Origin of the sequence: Enterobacter cloacae complex sp. BZL2005, assembly GCF_049238885.1 — a bacterium.
In the GTDB taxonomy this organism is placed as follows: Bacteria; Pseudomonadota; Gammaproteobacteria; order Enterobacterales; family Enterobacteriaceae; genus Enterobacter; species Enterobacter roggenkampii.
Map to the genome: position 1 here is coordinate 427,118 of NZ_JBMKGI010000001.1, position 18,321 is coordinate 445,438.

Annotated in this window: 14 protein-coding genes; 4 read left to right on the plus strand and 10 right to left on the minus strand. The window is 53.4% G+C overall.

Annotated elements, in window-relative coordinates; all coding sequences use genetic code 11:
• Positions 1-27 precede the first annotated feature (27 nt).
• The 7 genes from ACOTXI_RS02295 to ACOTXI_RS02325 all read right to left on the minus strand — a co-directional run bounded on the left by ACOTXI_RS02295 (position 28) and on the right by ACOTXI_RS02325 (position 8,913).
• The gene (locus tag ACOTXI_RS02295; RefSeq protein ID WP_058654662.1) at positions 28-2,292 is read right to left on the minus strand and encodes a ComEC family protein; all 2,265 of its coding nucleotides are present in this window, start codon (positions 2,290-2,292) and stop codon (positions 28-30) included.
• Between the two features lie 213 nt (positions 2,293-2,505).
• Positions 2,506-2,793 carry an integration host factor subunit beta gene (gene ihfB / locus ACOTXI_RS02300; RefSeq protein WP_008499965.1) on the minus strand — a complete coding sequence of 96 codons (288 nt, stop codon included), beginning with the start codon at positions 2,791-2,793 and terminating at the stop codon, positions 2,506-2,508.
• Positions 2,794-2,963: 170 nt separating this feature from the next.
• The gene (gene rpsA / locus ACOTXI_RS02305) at positions 2,964-4,637 is read right to left on the minus strand and encodes a 30S ribosomal protein S1 (RefSeq protein ID WP_008499966.1); all 1,674 of its coding nucleotides are present in this window, start codon (positions 4,635-4,637) and stop codon (positions 2,964-2,966) included.
• A 111-nt stretch (positions 4,638-4,748) separates the two neighbouring features.
• Positions 4,749-5,432 carry a (d)CMP kinase gene (gene cmk / locus ACOTXI_RS02310; protein WP_008499967.1) on the minus strand — a complete coding sequence of 228 codons (684 nt, stop codon included), beginning with the start codon at positions 5,430-5,432 and terminating at the stop codon, positions 4,749-4,751.
• Between the two features lie 184 nt (positions 5,433-5,616).
• Positions 5,617-6,900, minus strand: coding sequence for a 3-phosphoshikimate 1-carboxyvinyltransferase (gene aroA, locus ACOTXI_RS02315; protein ID WP_058654663.1), 1,284 nt, complete (start codon positions 6,898-6,900; stop codon positions 5,617-5,619).
• A 69-nt stretch (positions 6,901-6,969) separates the two neighbouring features.
• Complete coding sequence (gene serC / locus ACOTXI_RS02320) at positions 6,970-8,058, minus strand: 3-phosphoserine/phosphohydroxythreonine transaminase (RefSeq protein ID WP_025912936.1); 1,089 nt, start codon at positions 8,056-8,058, stop codon at positions 6,970-6,972.
• A 162-nt stretch (positions 8,059-8,220) separates the two neighbouring features.
• Entirely contained in the window at positions 8,221-8,913 is a 693-nt protein-coding gene (locus ACOTXI_RS02325) for a DUF421 domain-containing protein (protein WP_058654664.1), read from the minus strand.
• Positions 8,914-9,040: 127 nt separating this feature from the next.
• Between ACOTXI_RS02325 and ycaO the strand changes: the two genes are divergently transcribed.
• From ycaO to pflA, 4 genes are all read left to right on the plus strand, one after another.
• Entirely contained in the window at positions 9,041-10,801 is a 1,761-nt protein-coding gene (gene ycaO, locus ACOTXI_RS02330) for a 30S ribosomal protein S12 methylthiotransferase accessory factor YcaO (RefSeq protein WP_045417297.1), read from the plus strand.
• A gap of 406 nt (positions 10,802-11,207) precedes the next feature.
• The gene (gene focA, locus ACOTXI_RS02335; RefSeq protein WP_008499974.1) at positions 11,208-12,065 is read left to right on the plus strand and encodes a formate transporter FocA; all 858 of its coding nucleotides are present in this window, start codon (positions 11,208-11,210) and stop codon (positions 12,063-12,065) included.
• 51 nt (positions 12,066-12,116) lie between these two features.
• A complete protein-coding gene (pflB, locus tag ACOTXI_RS02340) occupies positions 12,117-14,399 on the plus strand; it encodes a formate C-acetyltransferase (protein WP_023310992.1) in 2,283 nt (760 codons plus the stop codon).
• Positions 14,400-14,602: 203 nt separating this feature from the next.
• Complete coding sequence (gene pflA, locus ACOTXI_RS02345) at positions 14,603-15,343, plus strand: pyruvate formate lyase 1-activating protein (RefSeq protein WP_008499976.1); 741 nt, start codon at positions 14,603-14,605, stop codon at positions 15,341-15,343.
• 36 nt (positions 15,344-15,379) lie between these two features.
• Here the strand turns inward: pflA and ACOTXI_RS02350 are convergent, their stop codons facing one another.
• From ACOTXI_RS02350 to ACOTXI_RS02360, 3 genes are all read right to left on the minus strand, one after another.
• Positions 15,380-15,910, minus strand: coding sequence for an anti-virulence regulator CigR family protein (locus ACOTXI_RS02350; RefSeq protein WP_008499977.1), 531 nt, complete (start codon positions 15,908-15,910; stop codon positions 15,380-15,382).
• Positions 15,911-16,033: 123 nt separating this feature from the next.
• Positions 16,034-17,182, minus strand: coding sequence for an MFS transporter (locus tag ACOTXI_RS02355; RefSeq protein ID WP_008499979.1), 1,149 nt, complete (start codon positions 17,180-17,182; stop codon positions 16,034-16,036).
• Positions 17,183-17,457: 275 nt separating this feature from the next.
• The gene (locus tag ACOTXI_RS02360) at positions 17,458-18,321 is read right to left on the minus strand and encodes a dimethyl sulfoxide reductase anchor subunit family protein (RefSeq protein ID WP_008499980.1); all 864 of its coding nucleotides are present in this window, start codon (positions 18,319-18,321) and stop codon (positions 17,458-17,460) included.

The following is an 18,321-nucleotide window of genomic DNA, read 5'->3' on the forward strand; positions in this document are numbered from 1 at the left end:
CCAGCATTGTTGAAATAGCCGCATATTCTACCCGTTATCGACGGGCGCGCCAAACCACTGATGATACCAACGTGGTAAAATTTGCTCTCGCAAGCGCCGGATTTGCCAGTGATGTTGCGAGAATGTCACCGATATTTGTCCTGAATGAGGGGTATCGTGCCAGATATACCCCTCTTTTCGATAACGTCGAACGACTTTTGCCGACGGGAAATGCCATGCGTTATAGCGGGCCGCAGAATCCAGGGCGATTTGTCCTTCCACCCGCTGTACCAGCGGCAATGAAGACGAGGTATTGCTGCCATGATGGGGGACCTGTATGAGCGTGGCCCTCAGATGACGCCAGTAATGGCTAAGCATAGCCTGTTCCGCCTGCACTTCAATGTCCCCTGTTAGCAGAACGCTTTGCTCCCCATCGTCCACCTTTACCACACAGGAATGGTTATTCCCCTGGGCCGGGTAATTTTCAGGAGGCCAATGGACGGTGAAGGTTAATCCCTGCCATTCCCATTTTTGCCCACGAAAACAAGGGCGGTGCCCCGTCCTGCGTAACGGACTTCTTACCCATATATCCGGCCATGCTTTTTGCAACGACGCGAGGCCTCCTGCATGGTCGAGGTGTTCATGACTGAGAATCACTCCTTCTGGCCGTAGGTGATGCCAGCGAAGCCAGGGAATAATTAACCGCTGCGCGCTGTCTCCGCCCGGCCAGGCGAGCCCGGTATCAAAGAGAATGGCTTTTCCCTGCCTTTCAATCACCATGGACAGCCCCTGCCCCACGTCCAGCATATGCAGCGTCCAGCTCTCGCTTTTTTCCGCTCGCCAGAGGGGAAATGTCAGTAAGACGCTGCCTGCAAAACAAATGGCAGGAACGGTTTTCCAGGCACGAAAACGCCAGGCAATAATACTCAACCACAGCAGTAATGCCATGATTTGCCAGCGTTGATCAACATTCTGCCAGCCATCTGGCAGGCGCATCAGTAGCCAGAAGAGTCCCGCAAGCGACTTATCGGCGGCAAACCAGATGGCACTTTCTACCGCAGCCAGCGGTAGCAAATGGAGCAGCATACCGAGCAGGATCAGCGGGACGGAGACAAACGTTACCAGGGGAACGGCAAAGAGATTCGCGACCAGGGAGGAGAAGCTGAAGCCATGGAAAATCAGAACCTGTAACGGCATGAGCAGCAGCAACATCCCGACCTGCAGATAAATCAGGTTCAGTAGCGGTCGCATCCGTCGTGTCCAATTCCAGTCGGGAAGAGGCAGCCACTGAAACCAGAAAATCAGCGCGGCGACGGCAAAGGCTGACAGAACCAAACTCTGCGAAAGTACGGCCAGGGGATCGTTAATCAGTATCGCCGCGATGCAGCAACTCCAAACCTGCCAGGGAGACCATTGACGGCCAGTAATCCGCAACAGAGCAAGCACCGCAAGGGCGATGATCGTCCTCAGCGCAGGCGGTTGCAGACCGGTAAGCCAGGCGTAGAAAGCAGCAAAGAACGACCCGGCAAGGAGAGGCATTTTCCAGTGGACGCGGTGGCTGGGTAATAAAAACTGGAGTCCACGTGCAAGTAACCAGACGAGAGAGGCTGCCAGCGCGATATGCAGACCCGAAATCGCCATCAGATGCAACGTGCCGGTTTCCCGCATCAGGTCTTTTATTTCACGGGGTACTTCCAGGCGTTCTCCCATCCCAAGCCCCAGGATAACCGCTCCCCATCGGTAAGCTGAAAGTCGGTTTTGCAGCGACATCAGATATTGCGCTCGCAGGCTGCAGCGCCCGTCGACGATCTCCGCACGGGTGAAGCGCCCGCTCAGCGTTTGATGTCGGGCAAAAGCGCTGCGCTGAGAATCATAACCGCCGTCGTTGAGTTCGCCGTGTGCAGGCCTGAGCCTGAGCGTCACGCTCCAGCGCTGCCCTGCACACGCCTTTTGCGGCAGATAATTGCCATACAGCGTTACGCCGGTAGAGGCCCACCAGCGCTTGCCATTGACGCTTAGAATGCTTCCCTGATGTTGAGTGGCGCCGTCGGTCGCGGTGAGCTCTATCTCAGCCTGCACGGCCCCCGTTGTTAAATGCTGCATCGGCCAGACGCTCTCCTGCGCGGCCAAAATGCCCCAGGCACAAAATAACAGCGTCATACCCGCATACCTCAGTCGACTGTTTTGCCATACCGCTAGCACTATCCCGCCAGCCAACATTGCCCACACGGTGTAGGGGGAAGGCAGTTCAGGTAACCAGAGTAACGGAACTATCGCCAGAATGGCGCAGATGCTAAGCGCGGGAATTCCCATTGCTACCTCCCTGTTTCAGGGTGGCAGTATGCAAGCAAGCTGAGCGGTCGTCAGGTGTGAAGAATACGATTTACGGCAAGCGCAGCAAGGTATTTAACGGGTTGCAGAAAACGAAACGGAAAATGCGGGGCACCTTCAGAAAGAAAGCGACGGGTACAAAAAAAGCACCCGCAGGTGCTTTCTTTCGAACCCAGTTTAACCGGCTGGCTAAACTCAGTTGCCGTAAATATTGGCGCGATCGCGCAGTTCTTTACCCGGCTTAAAGTGTGGAACGTACTTACCTTCCAGCTCGACTTTATCGCCAGTTTTCGGGTTACGCCCGGTACGTGGAGCACGATAGTGCAGAGAAAAACTACCGAAACCGCGGATTTCAATGCGCTCGCCCTGGGCAAGAGTGGAGGCCATATGCTCCAGCATCTCTTTTACGGCATCTTCCACTGCCTTGGCAGGGATATGCGGTTGCTGACTGGCAAGTCTTTCAATCAATTCTGACTTGGTCATGATTCCTCCGGTTCCTTTCAAACCAATTAGCTGAACAGCTCATTAAACAAGGGCGGCCGTAGCCGCCCTTTGTTATTGATTACAGGACGAATCCTGTAATCTGTCAAGTTTGCTCCTCATCCTTCGCGCTGTAAATGCGTTACAGCGCAAATGATGCTGAGAACCTGATATTACTCGCCTTTAGCTGCTTTGAAAGCTTCAGCCATTGCGTTGTTAGAGAAGTTTGCATCTTCCTGTTTGTTAACAGTTGCGATTGCATCTTTCTCATCAGCTTCGTCTTTAGCACGAACAGACAGGCTGATTGCACGGTTCTTACGGTCAACACCGGTGAACTTAGCTTCAACGTCGTCGCCTACGTTCAGAACCAGAGTGGCATCTTCAACGCGGTCACGGGAAGCTTCAGAAGCGCGCAGGTAACCTTCAACGCCGTCAGCCAGTTCTACGGTTGCGCCTTTCGCGTCAACTGCAGTGACTTTACCGTTTACGATTGCGCCTTTCTTGTTCAGTGCAACCCAGTTGTTGAACGGATCTTCTGCGAGCTGTTTAACGCCCAGGGAGATACGCTCACGCTCTGCGTCAACCTGCAGAACAACTGCAGCGATTTCGTCGCCTTTTTTGTATTCACGAACTGCTTCTTCGCCTGCAACGTTCCAGGAGATGTCAGACAGGTGAACCAGGCCATCGATGCCGCCGTCCAGGCCGATGAAGATACCGAAGTCAGTGATAGACTTGATTTTACCTTCAACACGGTCGCCCTTGTTGTGGGTTTCCGCGAACTGCTGCCATGGGTTGTTTTTGCACTGCTTCAGGCCCAAGGAGATACGACGACGTTCTTCGTCGATATCCAGAACCATCACTTCCACTACATCACCAACGTTAACAACTTTGGATGGGTGGATGTTTTTGTTGGTCCAGTCCATTTCGGAAACGTGCACCAGACCTTCAACGCCTTCTTCGATTTCAACGAAGCAGCCGTAGTCAGTCAGGTTGGTTACGCGACCAGTCAGTTTAGTCCCTTCTGGGTAACGCTTAGCGATAGCTACCCATGGATCTTCGCCCAGCTGTTTCAGGCCGAGGGATACACGAGTACGCTCGCGGTCGAACTTCAGCACTTTAACAGTGATTTCGTCGCCCACGTTCACGATTTCGCTTGGGTGCTTAACGCGTTTCCACGCCATGTCGGTGATGTGCAGCAGGCCATCAACGCCGCCCAGGTCAACGAATGCGCCGTAGTCAGTGAGGTTCTTAACGATACCTTTGACTTCCATGCCTTCCTGCAGGTTTTCCAGCAGCTGATCGCGTTCTGCGCTGTTTTCGGATTCGATAACGGCACGACGGGAAACAACAACGTTGTTACGCTTCTGGTCCAGCTTGATTACTTTGAACTCAAGCTCTTTGCCTTCCAGGTGCAGGGTGTCACGAACTGGACGAACGTCTACCAGAGAACCTGGCAGGAACGCACGAATACCATTCAGCTCAACAGTGAAGCCACCTTTAACTTTGCCGTTGATAACACCGACCACAGTTTCAGCTTCTTCGTAAGCTTTTTCCAGCGTGATCCATGCTTCGTGACGTTTCGCTTTCTCACGAGAAAGCAGGGTTTCACCGAAGCCGTCTTCTACTGCGTCCAGAGCAACGTCAACTTCGTCGCCAACCTGGATTTCCAGCTCGCCCTGGGCGTTTTTGAACTGCTCTGCCGGAATGGCGGACTCAGATTTCAGACCGGCGTCAACCAGTACTACGTCTTTGTCGATAGCAACAACAACACCGCGAACGATGGAACCCGGGCGGGTTTCGATTTCTTTTAAGGATTCTTCAAACAGTTGAGCAAAAGATTCAGTCATGTTTAATCTTCAGGTTAATATTAACGTCCACCTGGCTCCATGCCGGATGGGGTTGTTTCACATACCCGCCGTCAATCCATTGCAGCGGGGGTACTGCTAAATCGGTCGCGATTACGCGAGTGCCAGTTTTTGGCGCGCATATTGTAGCGCTTTTTCAATCACTTGCTCAATAGTTAAACTGGTTGAATCCAGAACTAATGCATCTTCTGCTGGAACAAGTGGGGCGACGGCGCGGTTACGATCGCGGTCATCGCGCTCTTTTATCTCGGATAAAAGGCGATCAAAGTTAACACTAAACCCCTTTTCCTGCAACTGAAGCATGCGGCGTTGAGCGCGTTCTTCCGAAGAGGCGTCAAGGAAAATTTTCACAGGTGCATCAGGGAATACCACGGTTCCCATATCGCGTCCGTCCGCGATCAAACCCGGGGCCTCACGGAACGCGCGCTGACGGCGTAACAGCGCCTCACGAACGCGCGGGAAGGCCGCTACCTGAGAGGCCGCATTCGCCACTTCCTGAGTACGGATTTCCCCGCTCACGTCTTCCCCTTCAAGGATGACTTCCAGGTTGCCATTGGTCGACACGAAACGCACATCAAGATGCGCAGCCAGCGGAACCAGCGCTTCTTCTGACGCCACGTCCACATGGTGATGCAGCGCAGCCAGAGCCAGCACTCGATAGATTGCTCCCGAATCTAAAAGATGCCATTGCAATGCTTCCGCCATCGCTTTGCACAGAGTCCCTTTCCCTGCGCCACTCGGCCCGTCAATGGTGATTACCGGGGCAATTGCCGTCATCTTTTTCTCCTTAAATAAGGCATACCGTTTACATGAACGCCGCGCATTATACGCGTCAACGTGCGCAACTGTTACCTTTGCGTGCAAATTACGGATTGATTGAAGCAGAGTGTAGAAGAAATGAACGGAAGTGTTCGTCAGGAAGCGTAAGGAAATGCCGCATCAGGTGATGCGGCAAGCGTCATCAGGCCAGCGTGCTAATGCGTGCCAGCTGTTCAAAGTAGTCCGGGAACGTTTTCGCCGTACATTTCGGATCGAGAATGGTCACAGGCGTGTCGGACAGTGCCACCAGCGAGAAGCACATCGCCATACGGTGATCGTTGTAGGTGCCGATCTCGGCAACCTGCAGTTTTGCAGGAGGCGTGACGCGAATGTAGTCTTCGCCCTCTTCCACCTCAGCACCGACCTTACGCAGTTCGGTCGCCATCGCAAACAGACGGTCAGTCTCTTTTACGCGCCAGTTGTAGATGTTACGCAGCGTGGTGGTGCCTTTTGCAAACAGCGCCGCCGTGGCAATGGTCATCGCCGCATCCGGAATATGGTTCATGTCCATGTCGATGGCCTTCAGCTCGCCGTGGGTACAGGAGATGAAGTCATCACCCCAGGTCACAACCGCGCCCATTTTTTCCAGCACGTCCGCAAAACGAATGTCACCCTGTACGCTGTTGCGACCAATACCGGTCACCTTCACGGTACCGCCTTTGATCGCGCCTGCCGCCAGGAAGTAAGATGCCGACGAGGCGTCGCCTTCAACAAGATAGCTGCCCGGAGACTGGTACTGCTGCGCCCCACGCACGACAAAACGCTGATAAGACTGGTTTTCCACCTCAACGCCGAAGGTTTTCATCAGGTGCAGCGTGATATCAATATACGGTTTGGAGACCAGCTCGTCTTTAATCGTGATAACCGTATCCTGCGGCGCCAGCGGCGCGGTCATCAGCAGTGCGGTCAGGAACTGGCTGGAGACGCTGCCGTCAACCTCAACGTGACCGCCGGTAAAGCCCCCGCGCAGACGCAGTGGCGGATAATTTTCCTGCTCCAGATACTCGATCTGCGCGCCGCCCTGACGCAGGGAATCCACCAGATGGCCAATCGGACGCTCTTTCATGCGCGGCTCGCCGGTCAGCACAATGTTGTTGCGCCCCAGACACAGGGCCGCCGCCAGCGGACGCATCGCGGTACCCGCGTTGCCCAGAAACAGCTCAAGCTCTTCACCCGTCTGCAGCGCGCCGCCGTTGCCGGTCACTTCGCAGCGGGTACGATCGTCGGAGAGAGTGTAATGAACGCCCAACGCTTTCAGCGCATTGAGCATATGGCGCACGTCATCGCTGTCCAGCAGGTTTGTAAGGACGGTGGTGCCGTTTGCCAGTGCTGCCAGCAGCAGAGCGCGGTTCGAGACACTTTTTGAACCAGGCAGATTAATGGTGCCATCTACCCGCGCGATAGGTTGTAACGTCAGGGATTCCATGAAAACTTAACTCTCAACTCAACATAATAAAAACCCCGCAGCAGGGCTACGGGGGTGAAAACAGCGCAATTAACCGTGGCGACGTTCGAAGTCGATCATGAAATCGGTCAGCGCTTTAACGCCTTCCAGCGGCATCGCGTTATAGATGGAGGCACGCATGCCGCCCACGACACGGTGACCTTTCAGCGCGTGCAGGCCGGCCGCGAAGGACTCTTCCAGGAACACTTTATCCAGGTTGCTGTCCGCCAGCTGGAACGGCACGTTCATGCGGGAACGATTAGCTTTCGCCACGTCGTTGCGGTAGAAATCGCTCTTGTCGATCACGCCATACAGCAGTTCGGCTTTCTGCTGATTCACTTTGTCCATCTGCGCCACGCCGCCGTTTTGCTTCAGCCATTTGAAGACCAGGCCGGAGAGGTACCAGGCAAACGTCGGTGGGGTGTTGAACATAGAATCGTTGTCGTTCAGCACGGTGTAATCAAGAATGGACGGGCACGATGTATGCGCTTTACCCAGCAGGTCTTCACGCACGATAACAATCGTCAGGCCTGCAGGGCCGATATTTTTCTGCGCGCCCGCGTAGATCACGCCATAACGGCTGACGTCAATTGGTGCAGAAAGAATGGTGGAGGAGAAGTCAGCGGCAACCACGACGTCTTTACCGAAGTTCGGCGTCTCGTCGATGGCAATCCCGTCAATGGTTTCGTTCGGGCAATAGTGCAGATACGCTGCGTTATCAGAAAGCTGCCATTCGCTCATTGACTTCACGGCGCGCAGGCCGTCAACGGTCACTTTGGCGTCAATCACATTCGGCGTGCAGTATTTGTGCGCTTCTTTCACCGCACTGGCCGCCCAGTAGCCTGCGTCAACGTAGTCTGCCGTCGTTTTATCGCCCAGGATGTTTAGCGGTACGCCTGCAAACTGGCCGCGCCCGCCGCCGTGACAGAACAATACTTTGTAGTTCGAGGGAATATTCAGCAGATCGCGAAAATCCTTTTCTGCCTCTTCCGCCACCTGAATAAACTCTTTACCCCGGTGGCTGATTTCCATCACCGACGTACCGAGACCGTTCCAGTCACAAAGTTCCTGTTGAGCCTGTTTAAGCACGTCTGCCGGTAACATTGCCGGACCTGAACTGAAATTAAAGACTTGAGCCATTTCCCCTCACCACGCTAAAAGCCATAAGTTATAACTGTGGATATCGGTTTTATCATTCAGTGACACGCGCCGCAATGTCTAAAACTTATGACCCGTGAAATGTGCCCCACGTCACACAAAACAATCTGCCGCCTCGCCAGGACAAAACCGACAAAATGGCTGTCAGGTGATGCGTTTAGCCCGGCTAACCTTCGTCCATTCCGGATTTGCACAGCGGGGGCATAATTGACGATCCCCCGGCTGCATCGCGACGACATGGCTACATCTCACGCAGGCATACTCGCCTGGCTCAGGTACGGTTCTGAAACGCTCGATCAGCATATCCGGCAGGATGCACAGTCCCGGCCTCACCTCATCGTCAGAATAGTAATAGACGCTAATCTGCCCGTTGGTTTCCATGATCGCCAGACGCACCTGCCCGAGCTGTTCCACGCTGTTGAGGCGTAGCTCCATAAAGAACTCAAACTCGGTCATATTGGCGCTCTGAACGTTTTCCCAGGCCAGCTGACCGTCCTCGACGATAACGACCGGCTTCCCTTCAAGCAGATCTTCCAGCTTTTCACTTTTCGACATCAGCCACATGACAAGCCGGTAAAGCAGCGCCAGGGAGACAAAAACGATGAAGACCGGCACCATCGGCACATCATCATAGAAGGCGACATCCCCCGCCGCGGAACCCAGCGTCAGGATAATCAACACTTCAAAGAGCGACATCTGCCGTACGCCACGGCGGCCCGTGATTTTGAGAAACAGGAAGACGAGGACGAAGGTATACAGGCTGCGAAGCGCGACTTCGCCTAAAAACTCTGGAGGGACTTTATCAAACGCCATCCGCTGGAGATCAAACGCTTTCATTTTTCTATGCCTTAACAGTAGGTTACTGAGTGTAAGCATAGCTCAGGCATTTATTTTCGCCGAAGATAGCACCCGTCACGCAAAACCCGTATCATTGCGCGCTTTACGTACGATAAAAGTGAACGCCATGACTCAAACGTTTATCCCCGGCAAAGACGCCGCTCTGGAAGATTCCATCGCTCGCTTCCAGCAGAAACTGACCGACCTGGGTTTTAACATCGAAGAAGCCTCCTGGCTCAATCCGGTGCCTCATGTCTGGTCCGTGCATATTCGCGATAAAGACTGTGCCCTGTGCTTTACCAACGGTAAAGGCGCGACGAAAAAAGCGGCACTGGCCTCCGCGCTGGGTGAGTATTTTGAGCGTCTGTCCACCAACTATTTCTTCGCTGACTTCTGGCTGGGCGAAACCATCGCCAACGGCCCGTTCGTTCACTATCCGAACGAAAAATGGTTCCCACTGACGGAAGACGACGAACTGCCGGAAGGTATTCTTGACGCGCGTCTGCGTGCTTTCTACGATCCGGAAAACGAACTGACCGCCAGCATGCTGATCGATCTGCAGTCCGGCAACGACGATCGCGGTATTTGCGCCCTGCCCTTTACCCGTCAGTCTGACGAGCAGACCGTCTATATCCCGATGAACATCGTCGGCAACCTGTATGTGTCTAACGGCATGTCCGCCGGTAACACCCGCAATGAAGCGCGGGTACAGGGTCTGTCTGAAGTCTTCGAGCGCCACATCAAAAACCGCATTATTGCCGAATCCATCAGCCTGCCTGAAATTCCGGCAGACGTCCTGGCGCGCTACCCGGGCGTAGTGGAATCCATCGCCAAACTGGAAGCAGAAGGTTTCCCAATCTTCGCGTATGACGGCTCGCTGGGCGGCAAGTATCCGGTGATCTGCGTCGTGCTGTTTAACCCGACCAACGGTACCTGCTTCGCCTCCTTCGGCGCGCACCCGGACTTCGGCGTGGCGCTGGAGCGTACCGTCACCGAGCTGCTGCAGGGCCGTAGCCTGAAAGATCTCGACGTGTTTACGCCGCCAACGTTTGACGATGAAGAAGTGGCCGAGCATACCAACCTCGAAACCCACTTCATCGATTCCAGCGGCTTAATTTCCTGGGATATGTTCAAGCAGGACGCGGACTATCCGTTCGTGGACTGGAGCTTCGCCGGTACCACGGAAGAAGAGTTCGCGACGCTGATGGCGATCTTTAACGCGGAAGACCAGGAAGTGTACATTGCCGATTACGAGCACCTGGGCGTTTACGCGTGCCGCATCATCGTGCCTGGCATGTCTGATATCTATCCGGCGGAAGATCTGTGGCTGGCGAACAACAGCATGGGCGCGCATCTGCGCGAAACGCTGCTGGCTCTGCCGGGCAGCGAATGGGAGAAAGAGGATTATCTGAACCTGATCGCCCAGCTGGACGAAGAAGGCCATGATGATTTCACCCGCGTACGCGAACTCCTGGGCCTGGCGACCGGTAAAGACAACGGCTGGTACACCCTGCGCATCGGTGAGTTGAAAGCGATGCTGGCCCTGGCGGGCGGCGATCTGGATCAGGCCCTGGCCTGGACCGAGTGGACCATGGAGTTCAACCAGTCGGTCTTCTCTGCCGAGCGCACCAACTATTACCGCTGCCTGCAAACCCTGCTGCTGCTTGCACAGGAAGAGGATCGCGAACCGCTGCAATATCTGAATGCTTTCGTGCGTATGTACGGCGCTGAGGCCGTTGAAGCAGCCAGCGCAGCCCTGAGCGGCGAAGCGCCGTTCTATGGCCTGCAGGCTGTTGATAGCGATCTGAAAGCCTTCCCGGCGCATCAGTCGCTGCTGAAGGCCTACGAAAAGCTGCAGAAAGCAAAAGCCGCTTACTGGTCAAAATAAGCGCACATAACATTACCAGCAGTAGGCGTATTCAATCGTCTGGGCTATATTACGGGGCAATTTCATTGCCCCTTTTTTTATTTCCTTCGGCAAGGATTGTTGATTGTAATAATAAAGTTAAACACGGGTAAATATAATAATATTGATCTGGGCTTTACTGTTACTTTTTATGGTTAATACTCCATATTAATTAACTGATAAAGAGGTGGCCGAACGAGAAAATTCAACTCTTTTCATAACTTTTAAAATTTATTTTTATACGTATAATCAAATACTTACTCCGCATTTACTGTAAATCCATACACACTGCGGGCCTATAAGCCAGGCGAGATATGATCTATATCAATTTCTCTTCTATAATGCTTTGTTAGTATCTCGTCGCCGACTTAATAAAGAGAGAGTTAGTGTGAAAGCTGACAACCCTTTTGATCTTTTACTCCCTGCTGCGATGGCCAAAGTTGCCGAAGAAGCAGGTGTCTATAAAGCAACGAAACACCCGATGAAGACGTTCTATCTGGCGATCACGGCTGGTGTGTTCATCTCTATCGCTTTCGTCTTCTACATCACCGCCACCACTGGTACTGCCGGAATGCCTTTCGGCATGGCCAAACTGATTGGCGGCATTTGTTTCTCACTGGGTCTGATTCTTTGCGTCATTTGCGGCGCCGACCTCTTCACCTCAACGGTGCTGATTGTCGTGGCAAAGGCCAGCGGAAGAATTACCTGGGGTCAGCTGGCACGTAACTGGCTTAATGTTTACGTGGGTAACCTGGTTGGCTGTCTGCTCTTTGTTTTGTTGATGTGGCTTTCTGGCGAGTACATGACCGCCAACGGTGGCTGGGGCCTTAACGTCCTGCAAACCGCCGACCACAAAATGCACCACACATTTATCGAAGCCGTTGCTCTCGGCATCCTCGCTAACCTGATGGTCTGCCTGGCTGTATGGATGAGCTACTCGGGTCGTAGCCTGATGGACAAAGCCTTAATTATGGTTCTGCCGGTTGCGATGTTCGTTGCCAGCGGCTTTGAGCACAGTATCGCGAATATGTTCATGATCCCAATGGGCATTGTTATCCGCGACTTTGCGAGCCCGGAGTTCTGGACCGCAGTTGGTTCATCCCCGGAAAGTTTCTCTCACCTGACTATTATGAATTTCATTACTGATAACCTGATCCCTGTCACTATCGGGAACATTATCGGTGGGGGTCTGTTAGTTGGGTTGACATACTGGGTCATTTACCTGCGTGGCGACGATCATCATTGATGGTTTTCTCAGGCAGTAAATAAAAAATCCACTTAAGAAGGTAGGTGTTACATGTCCGAGCTTAATGAAAAGTTAGCCACAGCCTGGGAAGGTTTTGCGAAAGGTGACTGGCAGAATGAAGTAAACGTACGTGACTTCATTCAGAAAAACTATACCCCGTATGAAGGTGACGAATCCTTCCTGGCTGGCGCAACTGACGCGACCACCAAGCTGTGGGACAGCGTAATGGAAGGCGTTAAACTGGAAAACCGCACTCACGCGCCAGTTGATTTTGACACCTCCGTTGCTTCCACCATCACTTCTCACGATGCTGGCTATATCAACAAAGCCCTTGAGAAAATCGTTGGTCTGCAGACTGAAGCACCACTGAAACGCGCAATCATCCCGTTCGGTGGTATTAAAATGGTTGAAGGTTCCTGCAAAGCGTATAACCGCGAGCTGGACCCAATGCTGAAAAAAATCTTCACCGAATACCGCAAAACCCACAACCAGGGCGTATTCGATGTTTACACCAAAGACATTCTGAACTGCCGTAAATCTGGCGTTCTGACTGGTCTGCCAGATGCGTATGGCCGTGGCCGTATCATCGGTGACTACCGTCGCGTTGCGCTGTACGGTATCGACTTCCTGATGAAAGACAAGTACGCGCAGTTTGTTTCCCTGCAGTCCGATCTGGAAAACGGCGTAAACCTGGAAGCGACTATCCGTCTGCGTGAAGAGATCGCTGAACAGCACCGCGCGCTGGGTCAGATCAAAGAGATGGCGGCTAAATACGGCTGCGATATCTCTGGTCCTGCTACCAACGCTCAGGAAGCTATCCAGTGGACCTACTTCGGCTACCTGGCCGCAGTTAAGTCTCAGAACGGTGCAGCGATGTCCTTCGGTCGCGTATCCACCTTCCTGGATGCTTACATCGAACGTGACCTGAAAGCAGGCAAAATCACCGAGCAAGACGCTCAGGAAATGATTGACCACCTGGTCATGAAACTGCGTATGGTTCGCTTCCTGCGTACGCCTGAATACGATGAGCTGTTCTCCGGTGACCCAATCTGGGCAACTGAATCCATCGGCGGTATGGGCGTTGACGGCCGTACTCTGGTGACCAAAAACAGCTTCCGCTTCCTGAACACCCTGTACACCATGGGTCCTTCTCCGGAGCCGAACATCACCGTTCTGTGGTCTGAAAAACTGCCTCTGAACTTCAAGAAATTCGCCGCTAAAGTGTCCATCGACACCTCTTCTCTGCAGTACGAGAACGATGACCTGATGCGTCCGGACTTCAACAACGACGATTACGCTATTGCTTGCTGCGTAAGCCCAATGGTTGTTGGTAAACAAATGCAGTTCTTCGGTGCGCGTGCAAACCTGGCGAAAACCATGCTGTACGCAATCAACGGCGGCGTTGATGAAAAACTGAAAATGCAGGTTGGTCCTAAGTCTGAACCGATCAAAGGCGACGTTCTGAACTTCGACGAAGTGATGGACCGCATGGATCACTTCATGGACTGGCTGGCGAAACAGTACGTCACTGCGCTGAACGTTATCCACTACATGCACGACAAGTACAGCTACGAAGCTTCTCTGATGGCGCTGCACGACCGTGACGTTATCCGCACCATGGCGTGTGGTATCGCAGGTCTGTCCGTTGCTGCTGACTCCCTGTCTGCAATCAAATATGCGAAAGTTAAACCAATTCGTGACGAAGACGGTCTGGCTATCGACTTCGAAATCGAAGGCGAATATCCGCAGTTTGGTAACAACGACTCTCGCGTTGATGACATGGCGGTTGACCTGGTAGAACGTTTCATGAAGAAAATTCAGAAACTGACTACCTACCGTAACGCTATCCCGACTCAGTCTGTTCTGACCATCACCTCTAACGTTGTGTATGGTAAGAAAACCGGTAACACCCCAGACGGTCGTCGTGCTGGCGCGCCATTCGGCCCAGGTGCGAACCCAATGCACGGTCGTGACCAGAAAGGTGCGGTTGCCTCTCTGACTTCCGTTGCTAAACTGCCGTTTGCTTACGCGAAAGATGGTATCTCTTACACCTTCTCTATCGTGCCAAACGCGCTGGGTAAAGACGACGAAGTGCGTAAAACTAACCTCGCGGGTCTGATGGATGGTTACTTCCACCACGAAGCGTCCATCGAAGGTGGTCAGCACCTGAACGTGAACGTCATGAACCGTGAAATGCTGCTCGACGCGATGGAACACCCTGAGAAATATCCTCAGCTGACCATCCGCGTATCTGGCTACGCAGTACGTTTTAACTCCCTGACTAAAGAACAGCAGCAGGACGTTATCACCCGTACTTTCACTCAGTCCATGTAAGTGGAATTGACTGAAATCACGCGTTAACAAGCGTACAATAAAGGCTCCACGTCAGTGGGGCCTTTTTAGCACCCTCTCCACCTCAGTCTCTTTTGTCCGCTATCTATACTGAATGGATAACAGCCAAAACAGACTTAACACAGCCGGCTTTGAGCTGTGCATACACAGGCCCGGGACGGGCCGATGATGGAGATATCACCGCAATGTCAACTATTGGTCGTATTCACTCCTTTGAATCCTGTGGCACCGTCGATGGCCCGGGTATCCGCTTTATCACCTTTTTCCAGGGCTGCCTGATGCGCTGCCTGTACTGCCATAACCGCGACACCTGGGACACGCACGGCGGTAAAGAAGTCACCGTCGACGATCTGATGAAAGAGGTGGTGACCTATCGCCACTTTATGAACGCCTCCGGTGGCGGTGTGACCGCATCCGGCGGTGAAGCCATTCTTCAGGCTGAATTTGTCCGCGACTGGTTCCGCGCCTGCCACAAAGAAGGCATTCATACCTGCCTGGATACCAATGGCTTTGTACGTCGCTACGATCCGGTGATTGATGAACTACTCGAGGTGACCGATCTGGTGATGCTCGATCTCAAACAGATGAATGATGAGATCCACCAGAACCTGGTGGGCGTCTCCAACCACCGCACGCTGGAGTTTGCCAAATACATTGCCGATAAAGGCATCAAAACCTGGATCCGCTACGTGGTGGTACCAGGCTGGTCAGATGACGACGACTCCGCGCACCGCCTGGGGGAATTCACCCGCGACATGGGCAACGTCGAGAAAATCGAGCTTCTGCCCTATCACGAGCTGGGTAAACATAAATGGGTGGCCATGGGTGAAGAGTACAAGCTCGATGGCGTGAAGCCGCCGAAAAAAGAGACGATGGAACGCGTCAAAGGTATTCTTGAACAGTACGGTCACAAAGTGATGTATTAAAGAAAAGGCCCGGTGAAAACCGGGCCTTTTTATATTCTATTTAAAGACGCCGTTAATAACGGACGTCACAATCGCAGTACTCAACGCAATTAAGACCAGGTCGTCACCCACTACGCGCCATTCGTAGCCGGGATAGGAAGGAAGCTGGTCCAGCATTGAGGCCGGAACGGCCTTCTTCGCAATACCCGGAGGCAGTGGTTTACCGCGCGCCAGGTTTTTTGCGATCCCCGGGGGCAGAGACTTATAGCCCGTTAAGCCGTAATTCACGGCCAGATGACGGACATGATCGAAGCTCACGCGAGCATCAACGTCATTACCGACATCTTTGCTGTTTTTGAAGTTCTTATCCGATCTTCCAGGGTTATCCTGTCCGCTATTTTGCTTATTACCATGGTTACCGGAGTTACCAGAATTCCCGTTACCATGATTGCCGCCATTACCTTGTCCGCCACCGTTTCCGTGACCACCGCCGTTCCCGTTGCCAGGATTAGCCATGACCGGAGCCGTTGCAAACGTTAAAGACAACACTACGGCAAGTGCGGTAGTGGAAAAACGACGTATAGACATGATTGTTGCCTTTTAGTGGTAGAACTCATTTGAATTATCGCCAGGCGGGAAAAACAAACAATACGTAAAAGTCTTATATGTGACAGGGACAAAAAAGCCTGTCGATGACAGGCTTTTATTTAATCAGGCGTGTGCCACAGGCGTTGGATGTTCGCCCGCTTTACGCAGAAGCATTAAGAGATAAATAAACGACACGCTGGCGATCATGATAAACAGTAAATTGTCGGAATAATTTTGCATCAGCATCGCGGTAAACGTCGGCCCTAATAAGCTGCCGATGGTATAGCTCAGTAACAGCGCCTGGTTCATTGCCACGAGCTGGTGATGCTCAACTTTCTCACAGGCCCACGCCATCGCGACCGGATAAAGCGTGAAACCTGCCGCTCCAAGAATAAACAGCGCGGGTGCCATCGCGGCATTGCTGAGCATGGCGAGGCATCCCATGATCACCACGAAGACCTGAACGCGCAGCACCAGCAGACGGCCAAAGCGATCAGCCAGACGGCCAATTGGCCATTGTCCAACAATACCCGCACTCACCATCACCGCCATCCAGAAGCCAATTCCGGAGTCGCTGACGCCCTGATGGTTCAGATAAAGCGGCATCAGGCCATAGAGCGAGCCCAGTACAATCCCCGAGATAATGCAGCCGTTAACGCCCAGACGCGCCTGACGCAGTCTCAGCATGGGCCAGACGTGGGTTGCTTCCTGGTGTTCACTATTCTGGTTCACAATGCGGGTAAAGAGCAGCGGCAGGATTGCGGCCAGCACCATGCCCGTTACCCACGGCAGAACGCTCATCAGGTCGGTTGGCAGCTTGCTCACCATCAGTTGTCCCAGCACAGTGCCGACATAGTAAACCATCATGTAGGCAGCCAGCAGGCGTCCGCGGTTGCGGGAGGTACCGCTGCACATCAGCGCACTTTCAACGACCACCCAAATCATCGCGCAGCCTACACCGGCGATAAAGCGCCATGCCATCCAGCTCCAGAAGCCGACCATCAGGCCCAGCCCCGCACATCCGGCGGCGAAAATCAGCGAGGCCAGATAATAGCTGCGGTTAAAGCCAAAGCGCTTAATCAGGCTCCCGGTCACCAGCGTTCCAAGAAGGTTGCCGGTAAAAAAGGACGAGCTGACCATACCCACCTGCCAGGTCGGTAAGTTTTCATGGGCGAGCCACAGCGGGACGAGCGTATTTAACACTGCGATCGCCAGGGTCAACAAAAGCAGGCCACAGAGCAACAGCAGCACTGGCCGGGTATAGGTGGTCATGGATTAAAAACCGTGAGGAAGTTCAGATTTCGTGCGCATCATGCCACTGGCAAAAACAAAGTCAATCCACTGATTTAGCCGCCTCGCACAATATGTTCCCTGTCGATTTAAAAAACTTATCCTGCTAATGCCACGCCTGCTATAGATATTAATTATGTCTCTGTTTTCATTTATTAATGGGCAAAATTAAAACAAAACGACAGACGAAAAATTTCATGATCGAAAAAAGAAAAAGCCGGGCACTCTGGCCCGGCTTGATATAACCCAATACACCGTTAACTGGCGACAGCCATACCAACGGTCATATGCAACCCGTAGAACACGCCGCGACCAATCAGTTCACCCGCCAGTACCAGCACAAAAGCCAGTGACAGCAGCGGCAGCGCCGGCTGATATCCTTTGAGCTGAGGGGCAATCCAGAATACCAGCGCGGCGACCAGCAGAACGATACGCCAGGCCATCAGCGCACCGTAGTCCGGCACCAGGGCAGAGGCCTGCTGAATAGAGCTGTGAATGGTTGCCAGTTCAGAACCCTGCATCAGGGCGACTATCGCACTCACTACCAGCGCCAGCAGCGAAACAGCGGGCAGCAGACGCATTGCCCATCCGTCGACACCCGCCACGCGCAGCAGCAGGTAGCCCAGCAGCGGCCCGCCGATAAACATCGTCAGGAAGAAGCTCATTGGCGTCCAGACGCTGTACCAGGTGGGGACGGTATCGATGGTGTTATAGACACGTATCATCATCCACACGAACACCACGCCCAGCACCATGGTCACAATCAGCCACAGGCTGCGCAGACCCGCAGGCAACTTCTTCATAGCGGCCAGCAGCCAGCCCAGCCCACCGACGGCAAAGAAAATTGCGCCACTGGCGATCTCGTTACTGAGGGATGAGGCACCCACGCGGTTCAGGGAGTTAAACGCGCGCATCGGCGAACCCAGGTGCAGCGTAGAGGCGATAAAGCCGATCCCCATCAGCACCCACAGGCCAAACATACTCAACACCAGGCGCTGCTGCTGTTCAGCATTGAGACGAACTTTCAACAACGCCAGCGCGAGCACAATGAAGCCGCCCGCTACGCACTGACCAAAGACCGTGAAGATCATCAGCGGCCATTCATGCCATCCACTTCCCAT